The 21,158-nt window shown below is 70.5% G+C and carries 21 protein-coding genes; 13 read left to right on the top strand and 8 right to left on the bottom strand.

The window, feature by feature from the left end; genetic code table 11:
• Window positions 1-70: 70 nt before the first annotated feature.
• The gene (locus tag DJ74_RS02680; protein WP_094522387.1) at window positions 71-1,819 is read right to left on the bottom strand and encodes a tRNA uridine(34) 5-carboxymethylaminomethyl modification radical SAM/GNAT enzyme Elp3; all 1,749 of its coding nucleotides are present in this window, start codon (window positions 1,817-1,819) and stop codon (window positions 71-73) included.
• Between the two features lie 87 nt (window positions 1,820-1,906).
• On the opposite strand from DJ74_RS02680, the gene DJ74_RS02675 reads away from it, so the two are divergent.
• The 3 genes from DJ74_RS02675 to DJ74_RS02665 all read left to right on the top strand — a co-directional run bounded on the left by DJ74_RS02675 (window position 1,907) and on the right by DJ74_RS02665 (window position 4,310).
• Complete coding sequence (locus DJ74_RS02675) at window positions 1,907-3,421, top strand: DUF790 family protein (protein ID WP_094526253.1); 1,515 nt, start codon at window positions 1,907-1,909, stop codon at window positions 3,419-3,421.
• 84 nt (window positions 3,422-3,505) lie between these two features.
• Window positions 3,506-4,039, top strand: coding sequence for a DoxX family protein (locus DJ74_RS02670; protein WP_094522393.1), 534 nt, complete (start codon window positions 3,506-3,508; stop codon window positions 4,037-4,039).
• 13 nt (window positions 4,040-4,052) lie between these two features.
• Window positions 4,053-4,310, top strand: a complete 258-nt coding sequence (locus tag DJ74_RS02665; RefSeq protein WP_241881481.1) for a hypothetical protein — start codon at window positions 4,053-4,055, stop codon at window positions 4,308-4,310.
• 97 nt (window positions 4,311-4,407) lie between these two features.
• Here the strand turns inward: DJ74_RS02665 and DJ74_RS02660 are convergent, their stop codons facing one another.
• Together DJ74_RS02660 and DJ74_RS02655 are read right to left on the bottom strand one after the other, a co-directional pair.
• Complete coding sequence (locus tag DJ74_RS02660) at window positions 4,408-4,968, bottom strand: hypothetical protein (RefSeq protein ID WP_094526251.1); 561 nt, start codon at window positions 4,966-4,968, stop codon at window positions 4,408-4,410.
• A complete protein-coding gene (locus tag DJ74_RS02655; RefSeq protein WP_094526250.1) occupies window positions 4,965-5,912 on the bottom strand; it encodes an RsmB/NOP family class I SAM-dependent RNA methyltransferase in 948 nt (315 codons plus the stop codon). The genes DJ74_RS02660 and DJ74_RS02655 overlap by 4 nt, the downstream gene beginning before the upstream one ends.
• A gap of 112 nt (window positions 5,913-6,024) precedes the next feature.
• Here DJ74_RS02655 and DJ74_RS02650 point away from each other — a divergent pair, with 112 nt between their 5' ends.
• On the top strand, window positions 6,025-6,765 hold the full coding sequence (locus DJ74_RS02650; RefSeq protein WP_094526248.1) for a proteasome assembly chaperone family protein: 741 nt from the start codon (window positions 6,025-6,027) through the stop codon (window positions 6,763-6,765).
• 95 nt (window positions 6,766-6,860) lie between these two features.
• Here the strand turns inward: DJ74_RS02650 and DJ74_RS02645 are convergent, their stop codons facing one another.
• A complete protein-coding gene (locus DJ74_RS02645) occupies window positions 6,861-8,222 on the bottom strand; it encodes an isochorismate synthase MenF (protein WP_094526246.1) in 1,362 nt (453 codons plus the stop codon).
• 114 nt (window positions 8,223-8,336) lie between these two features.
• The gene (locus DJ74_RS02640) at window positions 8,337-8,975 is read right to left on the bottom strand and encodes a sulfite oxidase-like oxidoreductase (RefSeq protein WP_094526244.1); all 639 of its coding nucleotides are present in this window, start codon (window positions 8,973-8,975) and stop codon (window positions 8,337-8,339) included.
• Window positions 8,976-9,318: 343 nt separating this feature from the next.
• Here DJ74_RS02640 and DJ74_RS02635 point away from each other — a divergent pair, with 343 nt between their 5' ends.
• The 3 genes from DJ74_RS02635 to DJ74_RS02625 all read left to right on the top strand — a co-directional run bounded on the left by DJ74_RS02635 (window position 9,319) and on the right by DJ74_RS02625 (window position 11,905).
• The gene (locus DJ74_RS02635) at window positions 9,319-9,534 is read left to right on the top strand and encodes a cell surface protein (RefSeq protein ID WP_094522403.1); all 216 of its coding nucleotides are present in this window, start codon (window positions 9,319-9,321) and stop codon (window positions 9,532-9,534) included.
• A gap of 116 nt (window positions 9,535-9,650) precedes the next feature.
• Window positions 9,651-9,929: a UPF0058 family protein gene (locus DJ74_RS02630; RefSeq protein WP_094522405.1), complete on the top strand. Its 279-nt coding sequence runs from the start codon at window positions 9,651-9,653 to the stop codon at window positions 9,927-9,929.
• Between the two features lie 68 nt (window positions 9,930-9,997).
• The gene (locus DJ74_RS02625; RefSeq protein WP_094526242.1) at window positions 9,998-11,905 is read left to right on the top strand and encodes a rhomboid family protein; all 1,908 of its coding nucleotides are present in this window, start codon (window positions 9,998-10,000) and stop codon (window positions 11,903-11,905) included.
• A gap of 58 nt (window positions 11,906-11,963) precedes the next feature.
• Here the strand turns inward: DJ74_RS02625 and DJ74_RS02620 are convergent, their stop codons facing one another.
• Together DJ74_RS02620 and DJ74_RS02615 are read right to left on the bottom strand one after the other, a co-directional pair.
• On the bottom strand, window positions 11,964-12,587 hold the full coding sequence (locus DJ74_RS02620; protein ID WP_094526240.1) for an METTL5 family protein: 624 nt from the start codon (window positions 12,585-12,587) through the stop codon (window positions 11,964-11,966).
• A 3-nt stretch (window positions 12,588-12,590) separates the two neighbouring features.
• Window positions 12,591-12,980: a hypothetical protein gene (locus DJ74_RS02615; protein ID WP_094526238.1), complete on the bottom strand. Its 390-nt coding sequence runs from the start codon at window positions 12,978-12,980 to the stop codon at window positions 12,591-12,593.
• Between the two features lie 290 nt (window positions 12,981-13,270).
• On the opposite strand from DJ74_RS02615, the gene DJ74_RS02610 reads away from it, so the two are divergent.
• The 4 genes from DJ74_RS02610 to DJ74_RS02595 all read left to right on the top strand — a co-directional run bounded on the left by DJ74_RS02610 (window position 13,271) and on the right by DJ74_RS02595 (window position 17,997).
• Window positions 13,271-14,227, top strand: a complete 957-nt coding sequence (locus DJ74_RS02610) for a transcription initiation factor IIB family protein (RefSeq protein WP_094522413.1) — start codon at window positions 13,271-13,273, stop codon at window positions 14,225-14,227.
• Window positions 14,228-14,390: 163 nt separating this feature from the next.
• Window positions 14,391-14,825: a universal stress protein gene (locus DJ74_RS02605; RefSeq protein WP_094526237.1), complete on the top strand. Its 435-nt coding sequence runs from the start codon at window positions 14,391-14,393 to the stop codon at window positions 14,823-14,825.
• 27 nt (window positions 14,826-14,852) lie between these two features.
• The gene (gene menE / locus DJ74_RS02600) at window positions 14,853-16,784 is read left to right on the top strand and encodes an o-succinylbenzoate--CoA ligase (protein WP_094526293.1); all 1,932 of its coding nucleotides are present in this window, start codon (window positions 14,853-14,855) and stop codon (window positions 16,782-16,784) included.
• Window positions 16,785-16,848: 64 nt separating this feature from the next.
• Entirely contained in the window at window positions 16,849-17,997 is a 1,149-nt protein-coding gene (locus DJ74_RS02595) for an acyl-CoA dehydrogenase family protein (RefSeq protein ID WP_094522417.1), read from the top strand.
• 28 nt (window positions 17,998-18,025) lie between these two features.
• Here the strand turns inward: DJ74_RS02595 and DJ74_RS02590 are convergent, their stop codons facing one another.
• Window positions 18,026-18,700 (bottom strand): MBL fold metallo-hydrolase, encoded by a 675-nt coding sequence (locus tag DJ74_RS02590; RefSeq protein WP_094522419.1) that lies wholly within the window; start codon window positions 18,698-18,700, stop codon window positions 18,026-18,028.
• Window positions 18,701-18,832: 132 nt separating this feature from the next.
• On the opposite strand from DJ74_RS02590, the gene DJ74_RS02585 reads away from it, so the two are divergent.
• Complete coding sequence (locus DJ74_RS02585) at window positions 18,833-20,680, top strand: DNA mismatch repair protein (RefSeq protein ID WP_094522421.1); 1,848 nt, start codon at window positions 18,833-18,835, stop codon at window positions 20,678-20,680.
• The gene (locus DJ74_RS02580) at window positions 20,673-21,149 is read left to right on the top strand and encodes a hypothetical protein (RefSeq protein WP_094526235.1); all 477 of its coding nucleotides are present in this window, start codon (window positions 20,673-20,675) and stop codon (window positions 21,147-21,149) included. The genes DJ74_RS02585 and DJ74_RS02580 overlap by 8 nt, the downstream gene beginning before the upstream one ends.
• Window positions 21,150-21,158 lie beyond the last annotated feature (9 nt).

Raw genomic sequence — 21,158 nt, 5'->3', positions numbered from 1 at the left:
AGACTCGCGGGCCGGAAAAAGGCGTGTCGTTGTGGGTGCGGTCGGGCGAGCGAGTCCGACCGAGTCGGCCTCACAGCCGCTTCGACACGTACGGCCCGTCTTGGTGGTAGCCGAGCTTGTCCCGGTAGTACTCCCGGGCGCCGATTCCGGAGATGACGGCCATCTTGCGGTAGCCGGCGTCGCGGGCGAGCTCCTCGGCGCGTTCGAGGAGCCTGGTGCCGTACCCCTTGTGTTGCCAGTCGCCGTCGCCGCCGATGGCGACCTCGGTGCCGTACACGTGGAGCTCACGGATCAGCGCCGCGTCCTCCAGCTCCCGGCGGATCGCGTCGTCCTCGGTGCCGGGCGCGCCGGGCTGGTCGGGCGCGAACGAGGGGAACCGCAGGCGGCAGAACCCGACGAGCAGGTCGCGGACGGGGTCCTCGAAGGAGATGAAGTGTTCCGTCCCGCCGCCGGCCTCGTACGTCATCACGTCGAGTTCGACGTCGTCGGGGTCCGGGTCGGCGTCGTTGTGACCGACCTCGCGGGCGCGGATGTCGCGCTGGACGATCCCCTTCTCCTCGGCGCGCTGATCGGCCAGCTGTCGGAGGTTCGACTTCCAGACGCCGCCCTCGATGAAGTCGGCGGGGATGTCGCGCTGGACGCGCTGGAGCCGGGTGTACTTCGGGACGTGGTCCATCGCCTCGGCGACGACGTCGGCCGCCTCCTCGTTCGTGAGGGGGTCGAACTCCTCGCGGCGCCACCGGTCGTACACCCGAGTCCCCTCGACGACGAGCGTCGGGTAGATTTTCAGGTAGTCGGGGCGCCAGTCCGGGTTCTCGAAGATCTGTCGGAAGTCCTCGATACACATCTCCCGCGTCATCCCCGGCTGTCCGGGCATCATGTGGAACCCCACCTTGAACGCCGCGTCGCGCAGGCGACGGTTCGCGTTGCGGGAGGCCTCGTTTCCGTGCCCGCGGTGCATCTCGCGGTTGATCCGCTCGTAGGTGGTCTGGACGCCGACCTCGACTTTGGTGCCGCCCAGGTCGAGCATCCGGTCGATCTGCTCGGGGTCGCACCAGTCGGGCTTCGTCTCGAACGTCGTCCCGATGTTGCGGATCGCGTTCGTCTCGTTCTCCGCGATCACGTCTTCGAGGTACTCGAACTCGGTCTCCTCGGGAGCGGGCGCGAACGACTCGCCCTCGGCCGGCTCCGGCTCCTCGTCCAGGTCGTAGTCGTTCATCGCCTGCAGGGCGCGCTTCACGAACCACTCCTGGTAGTCGTGCGAGCGCGCGGTCATCGTCCCGCCCATCAGGATGAGCTCCACCTTGTCGACCGGGTGACCGATCTTCCGGAGCTGTTCGAGCCGGAGCGTGACCTGCCCGTACGGGTCGTAATCGTTCTGCTCTCCGCGGGCCGCGGCGGGCTCGTGACCCGTGTACGACTGCGCCGAGGAGAACTCCGAGGCCGGTCCGCCGGGGCAGTAGAGGCACTTCCCGTGCGGACAGAGCTTCGGCGAGGTCATGATGGCGACCGGCGAGACGCCGGACGCGGTCCGGACCGGCTTCCGCTGGACCACCTCGATCACGTCGTCGCGCGCCTCGAAGGGCGCGTGGTCCAATATGTCGGTGTTCTTCGGGACCTTCGGGGACGAGAACTTCGAGCAGGCGTCGAGCTTGGCGGACTCGAGGTCGTCGCGGTCGATCTCGCCCGCGAGGATCCGGTCGACGAGGTGTTCGCAGGTGCGGACGAACGCCTCTGGCTCGTCGCCGTCGGAGTTCCCGCCTCCGTCGTCACCCCCCTCGCCGCCGGCGTCCGCGTCACTCGCCGCGTCGGTACTCATTACGCTCCGATCGACGGGTTTCGGAGTTAAGCGTGTCGCACCGCGGGAACCGGCCGGTTTTAGGCCGACCCGGGCGTAGCCGCCGCCGTGTTACGCAAGGACCTCCTGCGCGTCTCGCGGGCCGGCGGTGGATACCGCCCGCGCTTTACGGGTCGCGAGCACCGCCCGCTCGCGGCCCGGGTGCTCGGGACGTTCGAGTCCCACGTCGGGGAGCGCCGCGGCGACCTCGACGACGCGCTGGCGGCGCTGGAGGCCGACGCCGGCGACTCCGGCGGCGACTTCAAGCTCGTCCGCGGGCTCGCGGCCCTGATCGAGCGCGAGTGCGACTTCGAGACGCGGGCGCCGGTCCCGCCGCGCCGCGTCCGGCGGGCCGCGTTCGAGGCGGCGGAGGCGGTCGGCGTCGCGAGCGAGGCGGAGCGGGAGACCGCGGTCGACCGAGCCGCCGACGCGCTGGGGATCGAGCCGGGCGACGTGGAGGTGTCGCTCTACGCCGACCGCGACGTCAACGAGGTCCTCGTCGACGCCGACGTGCGGTGGGGGCCGGACTCCCTGTTGGAGCAGTACGACCTCTCGCTGGCGCAGACCGCCCTCTTCGACGCGACCGAGGTCCGGATCCGGTCGAACGACCCGAAGCGGCTCGTCTCGGCGGTGAAGCGGCTCCGGCTGATGTACGAGCTGGAGAAGACGCCCGAGGGGCGGGAGCTCGTCGTCACCGGCCCCGACACCCTCTTTTCGCGCACCCGGCGATACGGGACCGCCTTCGCGCGGCTCCTCCGGACCGTCGCGGAGTCCGCGGAGTGGTCGCTGGAGGCGACGATCGACGACCGCGGCCGCGAGCGCACCATGCGCCTCTCCGACGGCGACGTGACGGTGCCGGGCGTCGAGCCGGTCGCGGAGCCGTCGTTCGACAGCGGGGTCGAGGCCGACTTCGCCGGGCGGTTCCGCGGGCTCGACCTCGACTGGTCGCTCGTGCGGGAGCCGGAACCGCTCGAAACGGGGACGCGCGTGATGATCCCCGACTTCGCGTTCGACTACGATCACGCCGACTTCCGGCTGTTCTTCGAGGTGATGGGCTTCTGGACCCCCGAGTACGTCGAGAAGAAGCTCGGCCAGCTCGCAGACGTCGAGGACGTGGACCTGCTGGTCGCGGTCGACGAGAGCCTCGGCGTCGGCGAGGCGGTCGCGGCGCGCGACCACCGCGTCGTGACCTACTCCGGCACCGTCCGCGTGAAGGAGGTCGTCGACGTGCTCCGCGAGTACGAGGCCGAGTTCGTCGCGGACGCGGCGGCCGATCTCCCGGACTCGTTCGAGCCCGAGGACGACGTGCTCACGCTGACCGACCTCGCCGACCGCTACGGGGTGAGCGTGGCGGCGGTGGAGGACGGCCCGTTCCCGGAGCACGAGCTCGTGGGGCGGACGCTGGTCAGGCCGGCGGTCTTAGAGCGGATCGGCGACGAGGTGGCGGACGGGGCCCCGCTGACGGAGGCGGAGGCGGTGTTCGACGGGTACGGTATCGACGACGCGAGCGCGACCCTCTCCGCGCTCGGGTACCGAGTCGAGTGGGAGGGACTCGGCGGTGGAACGGTCCGGAGAAGGAAGTAAAGCGCCGATCGCGGATTACTCTGGGCTGAAAATGAGACTGATTTTATATATTTCGGTAAGGTAATTGTCCGGTTGGAGCACGCTATGGTCACCAACATCCAGACGCGGCTGCTCGGTAGAGACGTATCGTTCCCGGTCGAGGAGTCACGGTTCGCCTACTGGCTCGTCGTGATGCGGCTGATCGTCGGCTGGTGGTTCCTCCACGCGGGGCTCGACAAGTTCTTAGCCTGGCCGTTCGACGCGAGTTGGTTCGTGGGCGGCGCCGCGGCGGGGACCAGCCTCGCTCCGATTGTCACGCTGTTCTCCGACGGAATCATGCTGTCGTTCGTCAACGTCATGGTCCCGCTCGGGCAGACGCTGATCGGGCTCGGCTTAATCGTCGGCGCGCTGACGCGGCTGGCCGCGTTCTTCGGCGCGTTCCTGATGACGTTCTTCTACTTCATCAACGGCGAGACCGGCGGCTGGGCCCACGGCGTGATCACCGGCGACCTCCTGGGGCTGCTGATCTTCGCGATGATCGCCACGCTCGGCGCCGGCCGCGTGCTCGGCGTCGACGCGTACCTCGCGAAGACGGAGTTCGTCAGGAACCACCCGCGGATGCGGTACTTGATCGGCTAACACGGAGACAACAATGAGCGAACTCACCACAGTGGAACGAGTCGGACTGTACGGCGGCGCAGCGCTGCTCCTGATCGGGACGGTCGGGATGGGGCTGCTCGAGATAATCGCGGGAGCCCCGCACCCGGTGTCGGGGGAAGGGCAGGTCGTCCACGAGACGCTGATCAGTCTCAGCGTGCGGTCGTACACGATCCTGCTCGGCCTGATCCTGATGGCCACGTACGGGATCACCAACCTCGCCACCAAGCCGCCGAAGGACACGTCGATCTGAGGCGTTCGACGCGGTGGAGCGCCGTCAGCGGGCCGCGCTCCGACGGGCGGTTTTTACCGAATCCGACGGGGGCCCCTCGCTCCGCGACGGGGACCCCTCACTCCACGACGGGCAGGTCCGCGCGGCTCCCCTTGGGTACCACGGAGCGCAGCTCGTCGTAGAGGTACAGTCCAACCCCGATCGGCGCCGACCCGCCGGCTATCTCGTGGGTCGCGATCAGATACCCCCAGTCGCCGTCCCAATCCGGGAGGTCCTGATCGTCGCCGGCGGCGAACCGGGCGGCCTGCTCGGGGCCCAGTTCGACGACGTTCCGCGTCGCGTGGCGGCCGAACCGGGTGGCCGCGCGCCCGGTGGGCTTCCAGTGCTCCTGTCGCGTCCGGAGGAAGGTCATCCCGATCGCCTCCACCTCGCTGGGGTCGGTCGCCTCGCCGTTGAAGATCCAGACCTTCCCCGCGCCCTTCTCCCAGAAGCTGTACCCCTCGAAGACGCTCGGGTCGACCCCGAACCGCTCGTCCCACCAGTCGAGCACCTCACGCCGGCTCGCGCGCCCGTCGACCTCGCGGTCGTCGGGGGTCTCCGGGAGGCGGTCGAAGCGCTGGCCGTCGTTAGTCGGGGCGTCTCCGTCCGCGTCGTCGACGGATCCGGGGCCGTCGCTCACGCCGCCACCTCCCCGTCGCCCGCGCCCGCCTCGTCATCCCCGCCCACACGAAGCTTCGCGCAGAAGAACCCGCCCGTGTCGTTGTGATGGGGGTAGACGCGGTGCGCGCGCGTCACCGACTCGTCGAACGTCTCGCCCTCCCACTCGGTGACGCCGGGGACCGCGTCGAGCGGGAGGTCGAACTCGACGACCTCGCAGTCCTCGTTCGAGATGACGTGGTCGAGCACCGCCTCGTTCTCCTCGGGCGCGAACGTGCAGGTGGAGTAGACGACGGTCCCGCCGGGGCGGGTCGCCTGCACGGCCCGGGCTAAGACCCCCTTCTGGATCCCCGCGACGGCGTGGACGTGGTCGAGCGTCCACTGGTCGACGACGTCCGGGTTCTTGCGGCAGGTGCCCTCGCAGGAGCAGGGGGCGTCGACGAGGGCCCGATCGAACTCGTCGAACGCGAGCGGCTTCGTCGAGAAGTTCCGGGCGTCTTGATTCGTGACGATCGCGTTCGTGATCCCGAGGCGCTCCGCGTTGTGCCGGAGCGCGGAGAGCCGCCCGAGGTTGTTGTCGTTGGCGACGAGCGTGCCCTCGTCGTCCATCGCGTCGGCGATCTGCGTCGTCTTGCTACCGGGGGCCGCGCAGGCGTCCCAGACGCGCTCGCCCGGCGCCGGGTCGAGCGCGAGCCCCGGGAGCACCGACACCTCCTCTTGCCCGTGGGTCCAGCCGTGGACGTACGGCCAGTTCCCGCCGGGGTTCCCGTCCGGAAGCCGGAGCAGGCCGTCGTGCCACGCCACGGGCTCGTACGCGACGCCCGCTTCGTCGAACGCCTCGCGGACCCGATCGGGCGAGGCCGCCATCTCGTTCACGCGGACGACGGAGGGCAGCGGCCGGTCGCAGGCCGCGCGGAACGCCGACGCGTCGTCGACGAGCGGCTCGTACCGCTCTAACGGATTCATGCCACCCCTTTCGCGGCGGCCCGTTAGTCGGTTTCGGGACGCGCGCGAGGCCACGCAGTCGCACGCCCCGCGCGCCCTACGTTTTAGGTCCCTGCCCGGAGTAGGCGAACGCATGGCACGCATCTCCGTCCTCGACGAGGACGTCTCGCTGGACGAGCCGACGCTGGTGGAGGGGTTCCCGGGCGTCGGACTCGTCGGAAAGATCGCGACGGACCACATGATCGAAGAACACGAGATGGTCCACTACGCGAACGTCCACTGCGACGGGCTCCCGCGGGTGGCCGTCTACCGGGAGGACGACCGGGCGCTGACGACTCCCGTGCGGCTGTACGCCGACGCGGAGAACGACCTCGTCGCGCTCCGGAGCGACGTGCCCGTAAATCCCGGCGCCGCGACCGAGGTCGCCGGCTGCCTGGAGAGCTGGTTCGCCGAGAGCGCGACGTTCCCGATCTTCCTCTCCGGGCTCGGCCGCGAGAAGGACGAGGCGCCGCCGTCGATCTACGGGGTGGCGACCGGCGACGGCGGCGATCGGCTCGACCGCGCCGACGTCGAGGACCCGCCGGAGGCCGGGCTGATCTCCGGGCCGACGGGCGCGATGCTCGCGGAGGCGCTGGAGCGCGACCGCGACGCCGTCGGGCTCGTCGTCGAGTCGGACCCGCAGTTTCCCGACCCCGAGGCCGCGCGGATCCTCATCCGGAACGGCATCGACCCGATCGCGGAGACGGAGACGCCCACCGAGGGGCTCGTCGACCAGGCGACCGAGATCCGCGAGGCGAAGCGGGCGTTCGCCGAGCGGATGCAGCAGGCCACCGAGGAGAGCTCGCAGGCCGAGCCGCTGAAGATGTTCCAGTAGGCGGCGCGCGCGGTTCTCGACCGGGACGCCGGCGGCTCCGGTCGGGCGGTCTCTCGATTTCGTCGACGCCCGCGCCGAGCGGGGCGCCCCTCGACTCAGTCGTCGTCCGCGCCGGGCGACCCGTCTCCCGCCTCCAACTCGTCGAGGATCGGGCGGTACTTGAGCTGGATCTCGTCCCACTCGCGGTCGGGATCGGAGTCGGCGACGAGGCCGACCCCGGCGAAGAGGGTGGCCCGCCGGGGCGCCGCGACCGCCGAGCGGATCGCGACCGCGAAGGCGCCGTTGCCGGCGGCGTCGATCCAGCCCACCGGCGCCGCGTACCAGCCGCGGTCGAACGGCTCCGTCTCGTGGATCGTCTCCAGGGCGCGGTCGGGCGGGAGCCCGCCGACGGCGGGGGTCGGGTGGAGCGCCTCCACGAGGTCGAGCACGTGGCGGTCGTCGCTGAGTTCGGCCGTGATCGGCGTGTGGAGGTGCTGGACCGTCGCGAGCCGGCGGACGCGACGCTCGCCGGCGGAGACCGACGCCGCGAACGGCTCCAGCTGCTCGCGGACTGTGTCCGCGACGAGTTCGTGCTCGTGGACGTTTTTGTCGTCATCGAGCAGCTCCCGCGCGAGCCACTCGTCCTCCGCCGGCGTCTCGCCTCGCCCCGTCGTCCCCGCGAGCGCGTCGGTCTCGACGGTCCGCCCGCGAAGCGAGACCAGCCGCTCCGGAGTTGCGCCGAAGAAGGCGCTCTCCTCCTCGTCCGGCTCGAAGTAGTACCGGTGACAGTCGGGGTACTTCTCCGCGAGCCGTTTCAGCGTCGCCGCTCGCGGGAATTCGGCCGCCAAGTCCGCCTCCAGCGCCTGCGCCAGGACGACCTTCCGTAAGTCGCCGCCGCGGATGCGGTCGACCGCGGCGTCGACGCTCTCGCGCCACGCCTCGCGGCTCGTGGTCCGACGGGTCTCCGCGATACCTGGGCGCGGCGGATCGGCCGCGTCGCCGTCGACCGCGGCGAGGCGTTCGACCTCGTCCGCCAGCCGGTGCTCGACGGCGTCGACGTCGGTCTCCGGGCCGACAGCGTTCACCGTGAGCCAAGTGCCGTTGTCCGCGAACGTGAGCTGGACGCGCGGGAGCGCAAAGCGCGCCTCCGGGAACGGCCCCCACGTGTCGCCGCCGCAGGCTCCCTCGTGGAAGGCGAATCCGCCGAAGATCCGGGGTCGAGCGGCCTCGGTCCCGGCGTGGACGTCGCCGGAGTCGAACAGGTCGGCGGCGGCGCTCCGGACCTCGGCGAACCGCTCCGGGCCGCTCGCGGTGAGGGTCGCGGCTGCCCCGCTCCCGAGGACGAGGGCGTCGTCCGGCGCGCTCCACGTCGTCCGCGGCGTCGAGAGGGCGTCGAAGGCGGCCGCGAACGGGGGCGCGTCGACCGCGGTCGTGCGGCTGACGAGGGGCGGAGCCGAGGTCGAACGCGCCCGTTCCATTAAGTAACGGTCGGCACTGCGGGCCCTTTATCCTGACTATCCCGGGGGTCGGCGCGGGCGACGGGCGCGCGGTCGCTCGCTCTAACGCCTACGGCGTGAAAGCGGACGCCGCCGTCAGCTGTACCGCTCTTCGTTCCACGGGTCGGCGGTGTCGCTGTAGCCGCGCTTCTCCCAGTAGCCGAGCTCCTTCTCCGTGAGGAACTCCACTCCCGAGACCCATTTGGCGCCCTTGTACGCGTACTTGTGGGGGGTGACGACCCTGATCGGTCCCCCGTGGTCGGCCGGGAGGTCGTCGCCGTCGTAGCCGTACGCGAACAGGACGCCGTCTCGAGCGCACTCGTCGAGCGAGAGGTTCGTGGTGTAGCCGTCGAGCGCGTGGAAGAGGACGTGTTCGACGTCGTCGCGGACCCCGGCGTGGTCGACGATTTCGGCGAACTCGACGCCGGTGAACGCGCAGTCGAACTTACTCCACCCCGTCACGCAGTGGAAGTCCTGTCGCTGGGTGACGGCCGGGAGGTCTTGGAACTCGGACAGCGAGAGATCGAGGGGGTCGTCGACGGCGCCCCACACCTCGAAGGCGAACGTCTCGGGGTCCCACGAGGGCGTTCCGCTCTTCGAGAGCACCGGGAAGCGGTCGGTCTCGCGCTGGCCCGGAGGGAGTCGGTCGTCGCCGTACTCGCGGTAGAGCCCCGTGAGGTCCTGAACGTCGCCGTCGGCCTCGGTCGCGGCGTCCGTGCCGCCGGATCCACTCATACGCCGGCGTAGGCGTCGCGCACACCTATGCGTATCGCTCCGCGTCGGTTGCAGAACCCGGGTCGACCCCAGTCACACCCCGGAAAACGACGCCGACGGCGGGGGGCGTCGCCCTGACTCGCGGGCTCAAACGGCTGTCGTTCGCGAGGCCGGCAGACCGCCGATCGGGCGGCGAGGACGCAGGCGCGTCGAACGTGTCGCCCATCGATTAGAAGTTTCGTATAACGGATCTAGAATTTAGATATTTCGAACTGAAGTTTCGAGAATGCCGTCGTGAGATTTCTCATACCCGTACCGTCGACGCCACATTTATATACCCATTCCCATTACTCCCGGGCAGGAAATGCCACGAGTAGAGATAACCGTGCCGGAGCATCTGGAGATGCAGATCGCCCAGATGGTCGAGCAGGGGGAGTTCCTCAACCGAGAGGAGGCGGTGGAAGAGCTCCTGTCGACGGGGATAAAGGCGTACAAGACGAGCGGACCGAGAGACGAGGACGACTCCGGCGGGTTCGAGGACGAGGGCATGATGGGCCACGAAGACGAGTACGTGTTCTGAAGCGGGACCGTCCCCGCGATCTCTCCCCGGCTGTACGTTCGCGTCCGGTACCCCCCCGCGAGCCGTGCGTATTCCCCTCAACAACGCTTAAATTGTCTACGACTCGTATCTCTGGTATGCACAAAGACGAGCTCCTCGAACTCCACGAACAGATGGTGACGATCATGGAGCACTTCCGCGCGAACGAGACCGTCGACGGCTCGCTGTTCGACCCGTACGACGAGCTGGAGGTCGACCCCTCGCACGTCCACAAATCGAAGAGCGAGCACAAACACGCCGTGTTCGTGCTCGGCAACGCCCTGGCGAACGCGATGAGCGAGGACGAGTTCTCCCCCGCCGGCCGCGTCGGCAAGCGGATGAAGGAGCTGGCGGACGACGCCGAGAACAAGATCTGACCGCCCGGTGCCACCTCCCGGTCGACCGACCCGCGGATTCATAAGCGGTCGACCGCTCCCTTTCCCACATGGTCGCGGAGGCGCTGACGTCCGACGCCGCCCACCTCGCTGTCGGCGGCGGGCTCGTCGCCGTGGCGGTCGCGGTCGTTTATACGACCGACCGGCCGGCCGGATCGTGGACCCGCGCGCTCCGCTCGCGCTTCCTGCTCGGCGTGCCGTGGGGGACGCTGGTCGCCGTCGCCGGCGTGATCGGGGTGTACCTCTTCGTCCAGAGCGGGCTGGAGAACCCCGACCGCCCGGTCGTGATCCCGTTCCGCTCGTGGTCGTACTTCTACCCGGAGGGGCTCCTCTGGTCGAGCTTCGCGCACGCCAACCGCGGGCACATCACGGGGAACCTCCTGTCGGCGCTGGTCGCCGGCGGAATCGCCGAGTACGCCTACGGGCACTTTCCGGGCGGACGCGAGGTCGATGAGGAGACGGGCACGCTGCGGTCGGCGCTGCCGAGCCGGGAGTCCCTCCCGTCGCGAGAGTCGCTGCGCCGGGTCCGTTCCGACGGCGCTACCGGGTTCGGCCTCGGCGCCGTCGGACTTTCGACGCTCGCGTCGCTCTCGATGAGCGCGTCGCGCCCGGACACCGATCCGCTCGCTGAGCGTCCCTCCGTTCGGGCGTTCGTCGTCGTGCCGGGCGCAATCGCGCTTTTCGGGGTCGCCAGCGCGCTGTTCGCGCTGGGGCCGGTGATCGGGTTCTCGGTGGTCGTCTTCGCGCTGTGGGGGTTCGCGCTCGTCTTCTATCCCGTCGGGACGATCGCGGCGCTCGCGGGGGCGACGCTCGTGAACGTCGCCTACCGGGCCCTTCGGGACCCGGTCGTCACCGCCGGAGCGAGCGGCTCCTACGGGCCGCCTGGGTGGGCGAACGTCGCCATCCAGGGCCACACCCTCGGGCTCATCGCCGGGATCTTCGCCGCGGTGTGGCTCGTCCGGCGGCGCCGCGAGCGCGAAGCCCGCTCGGACGGCGCGGAGGGCGGTCAGGCGGTGACGGCGTCGAGCGGCGGCTCTGGGACGACCGCGCTCGCCGCGTTCGGCGCGGTGCTCCTCTTCGGCGCATCCCGTCGGCTCTGGGCGGTGTACTGGTACCTCGGGAACGAGCGGTACGAGTTGTACCGGGCGCTGGGATTCGGGCTGCTCGCGGCCCTCGCGGCGATCGTCGCCCTCGCGGTCGCGGGGCGAGACGAGCCGCTGCGTCCGGACGCGGCCGTGCCGGAACCCGACACGATCCGAGGGGCGGTCCGGTCCGCCACGCCGGCCGCGATCGGACTCCTCCTGCTCGCGTCGGCGCTGGCGGTCGTCGCCGGACCGGGAGTGGTCCCGAACCTCGTCGCCGTCGACGACGGCGACCTTCCTGGCGATCCGATCGAGGTCGAGGGGTACCAGGTGACGTACGCCGAGAACGTGGAGGACGAGGTGGTGGGCGTCGTCGACGTCGAGGCGTTCGGTCGGTCGACGAGCGTCAACACCTCGGGGGTCATCGTGAAGAACGCGGACCGGGAGATCTGGACGACCGCGGTCTCGCGGGGGAACCTCGCCTTCTGGGGGTACCGCGCCGTCGACGTGGGCGGGACCGGGTGGCGCGAGACCGTCTGGGTCCAACGAGTGGGGTGGGTGGCGGCGAACGGCGGCCCGGCCTACCGGGTCGACGCGGTCCGGAACGAGACGCGCTCGACGCTGTTCACGAGCGAACCGGCGCGGGCGGAGCCGCGGATCGACGGGCGCAACGTCACCGTCGCGGCCGTCGAGGGGGGCTTCGAACTGCGCGTCGCCCACGGGGGCGAGACCGAGCGGGCGGCGCTCCCCGCGGCGAACGAGACGGTCACGCTCCAGGGGGTCGCGTTCGTGCGCGAGGAGGACGCGGTGTTCGCGGAGCGCGGGGAGACGCGGGTGCGGATCGCGACGCGGGAGCGGTACGAGGGGCGGCAGTAACGCTCGGTCGGACCGAGGGCGGCAGTGAGGGGGTATCGGGGCGGGGAACCCGACGGGCTCACGCCCACTCGATCCGGTACACCTCGGCGTCGATATCGCGCGACTCGTCGCTGTGATGGTCGAACTGCGCGTCGATCGCGAAGTCGGCGGCGAACGCGTGGGTCACCTCGCCGCCCTCGTCGGCCGCGAACGCCTCGACGAACTCCCGGCTGCCCGCGTTGTGGACCGAGTAGGAGACGGTCGCGACGCGGCTCGCCGTCGCCAGAAAACCGCGGTCGGCGTTGCGGTTCCCGTCTCGGGCGCCGAACGGGGGGTTCATCACGACCGTCACCGGATCGGGCACGGCCAGCGGGAGCCGCGTCGCGTCGGCCTGGATCCAGTGGACCGGGGCGCTGGCGGCCACCCGGCGCTGATTGCCGGTCGCGGTGAGCAGCGCGTCGCGGTCGAGTTCGACGCCGAGGACGCGGGCGGGGCCGCGGAGGGCGGCCGCGAGCGCGAGCATCCCCGTCCCGGTGCCGAGATCGAGGACGGTGCGACCGTCGACGTCGCCGTGGAGGTCCGCGAGGTGGACGACGTGCGCGGCCAGGTCCGGCGGCGTGGGGTACTGTTCGAGCGCGACGCGCGGCTCTTCGAACCCGGCGACGACGCCGAGCTTCGTCGCGAGCGAGCGCTTCGACGCCATCCGTCAGGCCGCGGCGGTCCGGACGAGTTCGACCCCTTCGCGGTCGGCGCGCTCGGCCAGCGCCGACAGCGCCGGCTCCGCGGCGTCGGGGTCGGACACCTCCCCCAGCCGGACCTCGATCCGTCCGGCGCCGAGGAACGACGCGGCGCGGACGAACTGACGGAGCCGGTCGGCCTCTCGTTGCGTCGAGAGCGTGTCCTCGCAGTCGAAGCAGGCCTCGACCGACAGCGTCGCCGGCTGGTAGCCGCGGGCTGAGAGCTCGGCCTTGAGCTCGCGGAGGTGTTCGGGCGCGGTGCTGTCGAGGTCGTCGGCGTCGATGACGATGGGGTCGATCTCCGCGGGTCGACAGCCGCGGAGCGTCCCCTCGATCCCGTCGGACTGCGTCGTGCTCATGGAAGCCCATATGTTGTAGTTATACAAAAGTCTTTGTGAATGTCTGATAGTAATTATAGCGCCGATCGTCGCGGCGCTAATATGACCGCGCTCGGCGGTCACGTTTCGTGTTCGATGACCGGTAGCGCCGACGGTCGGCGAGTCGGGATCCTCGGCACTGGATCGTCAGTAACTGGCGTTTGAAGCGCCAACGGACTCATTCACACCAGATGAGAGGAACCGGAACCGACCGGCGACGCGTGCGGATCCGGGACAAAGGTTTAAATAGGACAATAACCAGAAACCTTATAATGGAACGTCCGAGCCGCCAGCGTCAACAGGAGCGGAACACCGAGCGAGAGTCGGACGAGACGGAGACGGTCTCCTGCCCGGAGTGTGATTCGGAAGAAATAGTCACGGACGCCGACCAAGAGCTCGTGTGTGAGGACTGCGGGCTGGTCTTGGACGAGCGGAACATCGACCGCGGGCCGGAGTGGCGGGCGTTCAACCACTCGGAGCGGCAGTCGAAGTCGCGCGTCGGCGCCCCCATCACCGAGACGATGCACGACAAGGGGCTGACGACGACGATCGACTGGAAGGACAAGGACGCGTACGGACGGTCGCTCTCCTCCGAGAAGCGATCGCAGATGCACCGGCTGCGCAAGTGGCAAGAGCGGATCCGCACGAAGGACGCCGGCGAGCGCAACCTCCAGTTCGCGCTCTCCGAGATCGACCGCATGGCGAGCGCGCTCGGCGTGCCGCGGTCGGTACGCGAGGTCGCCTCGGTCATCTATCGACGCGCGCTCAACGAGGACCTCATCCGCGGCCGGTCGATCGAGGGCGTCTCCACCGCCGCGCTCTACGCCGCCTGCCGGCAGGAGGGCATCCCCCGATCGCTCGACGAGGTCGCCGACGTCTCGCGCGTTCCGCAGAAGGAGATCGGTCGGACGTACCGCTACATCTCCCAGGAGCTCGGATTGGAACTGAAGCCCGTCGACCCGAAGCAGTTCGTTCCCCGCTTCGCGTCGTCGCTGGAGCTGAGCGAGGAGGTCCAGTCGAAGGCGACGGAGATCATCGACGTCTCCGCCGAGCAGGGGCTCCTCTCCGGGAAGTCCCCGACCGGATTCGCGGCCGCGGCGATCTACGCGGCCTCGCTGCTGTGTAACGAGAAGAAGACCCAGCGCGAGGTCGCCGACGTCGCGCAGGTGACGGAGGTCACCATCCGCAACCGGTATCAAGAGCAGATCGAAGCGATGGGCTTCCGCTAGCGGCGACGCGTGCGGAGGCGAGCCAGCCGTGTCGCGGCCGGAAACGCGGCGCCGGCGACGGGCCCTCGTCGCGGCGGAAAACGCGGCGCAGACGTGCGGTCTTCCCGCGGTTCGCCGCTCGTGATCGGGTTTTTAATCGGTACCGAGCGTATCTTCTCGCGAGATGTACTCGCATATCCTCGTCCCGACGGACGGTAGCCCCGCGTCGGACGCCGCGATCGAACATGCGATCGACCTCGCCGAGCAGTACGACGCCACGCTCCACGCGCTGTACGTCGTCGACGGCGCGGCGTACGCGACGCTCGAAGCGGGCGCCGAGGTCGTGGTCGACGCGCTCGAGTCCGAGGGAGAGGAGGCCACGCAGCGGGTCGCGGACGCGGCCGGAAGCGCGGGCGTGAGCTGCGAGACGGTCGTCACGACGGGGACCGCGTACCGCTCGATCCGGAACTACGTGGACGAGAACGACATCGACATGATCGTGATGGGGACGCACGGCCGGAAGGGGCTCGACCGGTATCTCCTCGGCAGCGTCACCGAGCGGGTCGTCCGAACCTCGGACGTGCCCGTCCTCACCGTCCGACAGCCGAGCGATGAGTGAGTGCCCGCCGCGACGGGGGTGACCCCCGTGCGAGACTGGCTGTCACACCGGGTCGCCGCCTCCCCGGACGCCGCGGCGCTCGTGCGGGCCGAGGACGGCGAGGCCTGGACGTACACGGACCTCGACCAACTCGTCTCGGAGACGGCGGGGCGCCTCGTCGCCCACGGGATCGAGGCGGGCGACCGGCTCGGCGTGATCACGCCCCCGTACGTCGGGACGGTCGGACTGGTCCACGCGGCGATGCGGATCGGCGCGACTTTCGTCCCGCTCGGACAGGAGCTCACGCCCAGGGAGCTCTCGGAGCGGGCGGAGCGGGCGGACCTCTCCGCGGTCGTCTGCGCGGAGCCGACGGAAGACGACGCGTTGGCGGCCGTCGACGGGATCGACGACACGCCCGTCTTCTCCGTCGACGACCCGACCGACGGGACCGTCACCGCCGTCCACGACGTCGAGCCCGCGACGGTCGATCCCCCAGAGTGGGAGTTCGACGATCACCTCTGTATCCTCTTCACGTCCGGCACGACGGGGGAGCCGAAGCCGGTTCCGCTCACCGCCGGTAACGTGTGCAGTTCCGCCGTCGCCTCCGCGTTCCGGCTCGGTGTCGACCCCGGCGACCGCTGGCTCGTCTCTCTCTCGTTACACCACATGGGCGGGCTCGCGCCCGTCTACCGCTCGGCGCTGTACGGGACGACCCTCGTGCTCCGGGAGGGGTTCGACGCCGGGGGCACCGCCGACGACATCGACACGTACGACGTGACCGGCGTCTCGCTCGTCCCGACGATGCTCAAGCGGATGCTCGACAGGCGCGGCACCCTGTCGGACACGCTTCGCGTGGTCCTGCTCGGCGGCGCGCCGGCGCCGGACGAGCTGTTGGAGCGCTGCCGCGACTACTCGGTCCCGGTGTATCCGACGTACGGGATGACCGAGTCGGCCTCGCAGATCGCGACCGCGACGCCCCGGCAGACGAAGGGGCGGCTCGGCACGGTCGGCCGCCCGCTGTTCGGAACCGAGGTGACGGTCGTCGACGAGGACGGCGCGCCGGTCGAAGCCGGGGAGTCGGGGGAGATCGTCGTCGACGGCCCGACGGTGTCGCCGGGGTATCTGAAGCCCCCGACGGACGCGGGCGACGGGGCGACCGCCGAACTCGATCAGTCCACCTTCGGCCCCCACGGGCTTCACACCGGCGACGTGGGACGGATCGACGAAGACGGCTACCTCTACGTGCTCAACCGGCTCGACGACCGCATCATCACCGGGGGCGAGAACGTCGAGCCCGGCGAGGTGAGCGACGTGCTTCGGGAGTTTCCCACGGTCGAGGACGTCGCCGTCGTCGGTCTCGACGACGAGATGTGGGGCGAGCGGGTCGCCGCGCTGCTCGCGGTCGGCGACCGGACGGGGGAACCGGTGGACGAGGCGGCGCTCGCCTCGTTCGCCCGCGAGCGGCTCAGCGGGTTCAAGATCCCGAAAACGATCGCCCTCGTCGACGAGCTCCCGCGGACGGTCTCGGGCACTGTCGATCGAGAGGCCGCGCGGGAGGCGCTTCGGGAGACCGGTCGGGACCTGAATCGCGATCCGGAGGCCGAACTGAAGACGGCCGGCTTCGAGCCCGCGGATCCGGCCGAACCCCCGGACGACGACGGCGACGACAGAGTCGAGATCGACGATGCCGAAGAGGTCGCGAACGCGGACGACTCCGCGGAAAACGCGGACGAATCCGCCGGCGAGGCGGCAGACGGAGCCGACGGCGTGGACGACTCCGACGTCGCCACCGCGGGTGAGGGCGGTTCCGACGTCGCCGACGCCGACGAAAGCGAAGGCGAAGACGAAAACGGAGACGACGAAAGCGAAGGCGAAGACGAAAGCGGAGACGACGAAAGCGAAGGCGAAGACGATCCCGACGAGGACACCTCAGAGGTCGACGTCGAGGTCGTCGATGCCGACGACGCCCGAGGCGAGTAATAAACTCTCCCGATATTTCTCGTTGTTCCACGAACGTTTTGACCGCGGGGCCCGCGGATCGGACATGGATCTACTGGACGACAGCGTCGTGCCGGAGCGCGCGCGCGACGTGAAGGCCGAGGCCCGCGAGTTCGCCGACGAGCACATCGCGCCGAACGCGGCGGAGTACTACGATTCGGGCGAGTACCCGTGGGAGGTGCTGGAGGCGGCGATGGACGCGGGACTCATCGCGCAGGACATCGGCGAGGAGTACGGGGGGAAGGGGTTCGACCTCGCGCAGGTGCTCGCGATCGCGGAGGAGTTCTACCGCGCCGACGCCGGCATCGCGCTCACCCTCCAGCTCGCGAGCTTCGGCTGCGAGATGGTCGAGCAGTACGGCACCGAGGCGCAGAAGGAGGAGTACCTCCGGCCGGTCGCGGAGAACGACCAGATCTCCGGGCTCGCCGTCTCTGAGCCGGAGACCGGCTCCGACCTCGCGGGGATGACGACGAAAGCCGAGAAGGTCGACGGCGGGTACGAGATCACCGGCGAGAAGTACTGGGTCGGCAACGCGGTCGAAGCCGACTGGCTCACCGTCTACGCGAAGACCGGCGAGAGCGACGACCGCTACTCGAACTACACCCTGTTCATCGTCGAGACCGACAGCGAGGGGTACGAGGCGGAGCACATCCCGGAGAAGATGGGGATGCGCGCCTCGAAGCAGGGCCACATCGTCTTCGAGGACTGCTTCGTCCCCGAGGAGAACGTCGTCGGCAGCGAGGGCGGCGGCTTCTACGTCCTCGCGGACTTCTTCAACCACGGCCGCGTGGTCGTCGGCGGGCACGGGCTCGGGCTGGCCGCGGCCGCCATCGAGGAGGCCGAGGAGTTCGTTCACGGGCGTAACGCCTTCGGCCGGACGGTCAACGAGTTCCAGGCGGTCCAGCACACCCTCTCGGACATGCGGATCGGTTTCGAGTCGGCGCGCGCGCTCAACTGGCGCGCCTGCGAGAAGGTCGCGAACAACGAAGACGCGGGGTACTGGGCCGCGCTGGCGAAGACAAAGTCCACGGAGGTCGCGACCGACTGCGCCGAGAAGGGGATGAAGCTCCACGGCGGGCGGTCGATCCTCACCGACCGCCGGATCGCCCGCGTCTACCGCGACGTGCGCATCCCGGTGATCTACGAGGGCGCCAACGACATCCAGCGGAACCTGATCTACCGCCAGTCGCGGTAGAGCCGGGAGTGCGGGTCGGCCGCTTTTCTCAGATCCGACGGGCCAGCGCCGCGAGCGCCTCGCTTCCGCCCGACGTGAGGGGGTCGCCGTGGCCGACGCAGGCCACCTCGAACGGCGGGGCACGGGCGGCGAGGTCGCGGATGCTCTCCAGTACCGCGTCCGTGTCGTAGCTGATGAACCACTCCGAGGGGTCGAGCCCGCCGTCGGACGCCGAGACGAGGTCGCCGAGGAGCGCGACGCCGAGCGACTCGCTCACGTACGCGACGTGACCCGGGGTGTGGCCGGGCGTGTGGTACGCGGTGAACGAGCCGAGCCGTTGACCGTCGGACACGGACTCGACCTCCAGGTCCGGATGCGTCGTGAACAGGCCGGCGAGGCGCTGAAACGCTCCCTTGTGATTGCGCAGCGGCGGCGACCGCTCCCCGCGGAGGATCGCCGCGTCGAACGCGCCGGTGTACACGGTCGCGTCGAGCTCCGGCGTCAGCGCCGCGAGCGCCCCGACGTGGTCGAGGTCGTAGTGGGTCAACAGCACTCGGCCGATGTCCGCGACGTCCACGCCGGCCTCGGCGAGCCCCTCCCGGATCGCCGCGTCGTCCCACGGCGTCCCCGCGTCGACGAGCGTGGGGACGTCGTCGTCGACGAGGTACGCGCTGACGCCCCGCAGCTCGAACCGCCACACTCCGTCCGCGAGTTCCGTGGGCATACCGAGTGGTAACGACCGACGGGGATTTGACGGTGGCGACCGAGGGACGGCGGGAGTCACCGCGTCCGGTGTTCGCATCGGCGACCGCACCGCCGACGAAAACGCCAAGACGCCGCGGCGTCACGTCGGCGTATGCGACTCGAGGACTACTGGGGGATCGGCCCGAAGACGAGCGAGCGGCTCGTCTCGGCGCTGGGGACCTCGCGGGCGATCGAGGCGATCGAGGCGGCCGACGTCCGGGCGCTCGTCGACGCCGGACTCCACCGCGGGCGAGCCACCCGGATCCTCCGCCGGGCCAACGGCGAGGCCGGCATGGACGTCCTCGCGACGGGGGACACCCGCTCGGTGTACGACGACCTGCTCTCGCTGGCCGCCGGCCACGCGCTGACGGCCCACGCCGCCGACCGGATCCGAGTGCTGACGCCGCTAGCGGACCGGGAGGCGGTCGAGGCCCGACTCGACGGCGTGGTCGCCGCGCGCGACGCGTGGGAGGGGCTCGTCGAGGCCGACCGCGAGCGCGTGACCGAGGCGTTCGACGCGTACGACGACGCCGAGGGGTCGGACCTCGCGGCCGTCGAAACCGCCATCGCGCTGCGGGAAGCGGGGCTCGACGACGGCCCGTTCGAAGCGGTGGGCGCGCTGGAGGCGGACGCCCTGCGGGACGCCGCCGGCGCCCTCGCCGACGTGCGCGGGTCGATCGACCCGACGAGCGTCGACGGCGACGGCGACATCGAGGTCGCTCGCGGCGCCGACGACGAGCTGGACCGCCTGCGCGACCGGCTCGACGCGGCCGAGGAGCTGGCGAACTCCGCGTTCGACGTGCTCGACGCGGTCCGGGACGGCTCGCTGCGCGACTTCGAGGCCCTGGAGGCCGCGACGATCGACCACGTCGCGAGCGAGACCGGCGTCGACCCGGCGACGGTGCGGTCGGTGGCTCCCGACGACGCGCTCGACGCCGCCGACTTCGTCTCGGCGACCCTCCGCGACCTCGCGGCGGAGCTGGAGGCGGAGGTCGCGGAGCGCGAGGCGGCGGTCGCCGCCGACATCCGGGAGCGGATCGGCGGCGCGCGGGCGGACTCGGGCGAAGACGGCGGAGGCGACGGAGACGACGAGCGGGAGAGCCACGTCGCCCGGGCGGTGACCGCCGTCTCGGACGCCGCGTTCCTGCTCTCGCTCGCGCGCTTCGCGGCCGCGTACGACCTCGCGCGACCGACGCTCGTCGACGACGGGATCGCGGTGCGGAACGCGCGGAACCCGTTCATCGCCGGCGAGGTGCAGCCGGTGTCGTACGCGGTCGGGACCCACTCGCTCGCGGGCGACGCGGGCGTGGCGAGCGTCGACGCGCCGCCGACCGGCGACCGCGTGAGCGTGCTTACGGGGGCGAACTCGGGCGGGAAGACGACGCTGCTGGAGACGGTCTGCGCGGTGGCCCTGCTCGCGTCGATGGGGCTCCCGGTGCCCGCAGAGGAGGCGCAGGTCGGCTCCTTCGACCGGATCGTCTTCCACCGGCGCCACGCCTCGTTCAACGCCGGCGTACTGGAGTCGACGCTGAAGTCGGTGGTCCCGCCGCTCGTCGAAGAGGGCCGGACGCTGATGCTCGTCGACGAGTTCGAGGCGATCACGGAGCCGGGGCGGGCCGCCGACCTGTTGAACGGTCTCGTGACGCTCACCGTCGAGCGGGGCGCGCTCGGCGTGTACGTCACGCACCTCGCGGAGGACCTGAGCCCGCTCCCGGAGGCCGCCCGGATCGACGGAATCTTCGCGGAGGGGCTCACGAACGACCTCGAACTGCGCGTCGACTACCAGCCCCGCTTCGGTACGATCGGCAAGTCGACGCCGGAGTTCATCGTCTCTCGACTCGTCGCGAACGCGAGCGATCGCGGCGTGCGCGCGGGGTTCGAGCACCTCGCCGGCGCCGTCGGCGAGGAGGCGGTCCAGCGCACCCTCTCGGACGCGGAGTGGGCGGGTGACGATGACTGACGAGGAGGCGGGCGGCCCCGCGGAGGGCGCGGGAGGCGGGCGAATACGGTCGATCGCGGTCCACCGCGAGGACGTCGCGAGCGCGCTCGAGGCGACGCTCCGGAGCGACCGCGAGGTCGTCCTGCGGGTGACGCCGCCGTTCTCGGGGCGGATGCGCGCTCGACTTCACGCGGTCGACCACGGGACGGCGGGGGAGGAAGCGGGCGGAAGCGAGACGAGCGAGCGCGACGGCGACTCCCCGACCCCTATTCACGTCGATCCCCGCGACCTCGTCGCCGAGGTCCCCCCGTACCCCGAGGTCGACGAGACGGCGGCGGCTCACCCCGACGCCGACATCGAGACCCGCCGAGAGCGTCACGCCGAGGCCGTCGAGGCGTGGCGCGAGCGCGTGCGCGGGTCGATCGTCGACGCCGTCGAGCTGGAGGTCGACGGCGAGACCCGCGCGGTCGACGTGACCGCGCTCGGGTGACTATTTTTA

It is taken from the genome of Halorubrum sp. Ea8 (assembly GCF_002252925.1).
GTDB lineage: Archaea > Halobacteriota > Halobacteria > Halobacteriales > Haloferacaceae > Halorubrum.
The sequence above is the reverse complement of the archived record's forward strand: the minus strand, read 5'-3'. Positions and strand labels throughout refer to the sequence as shown.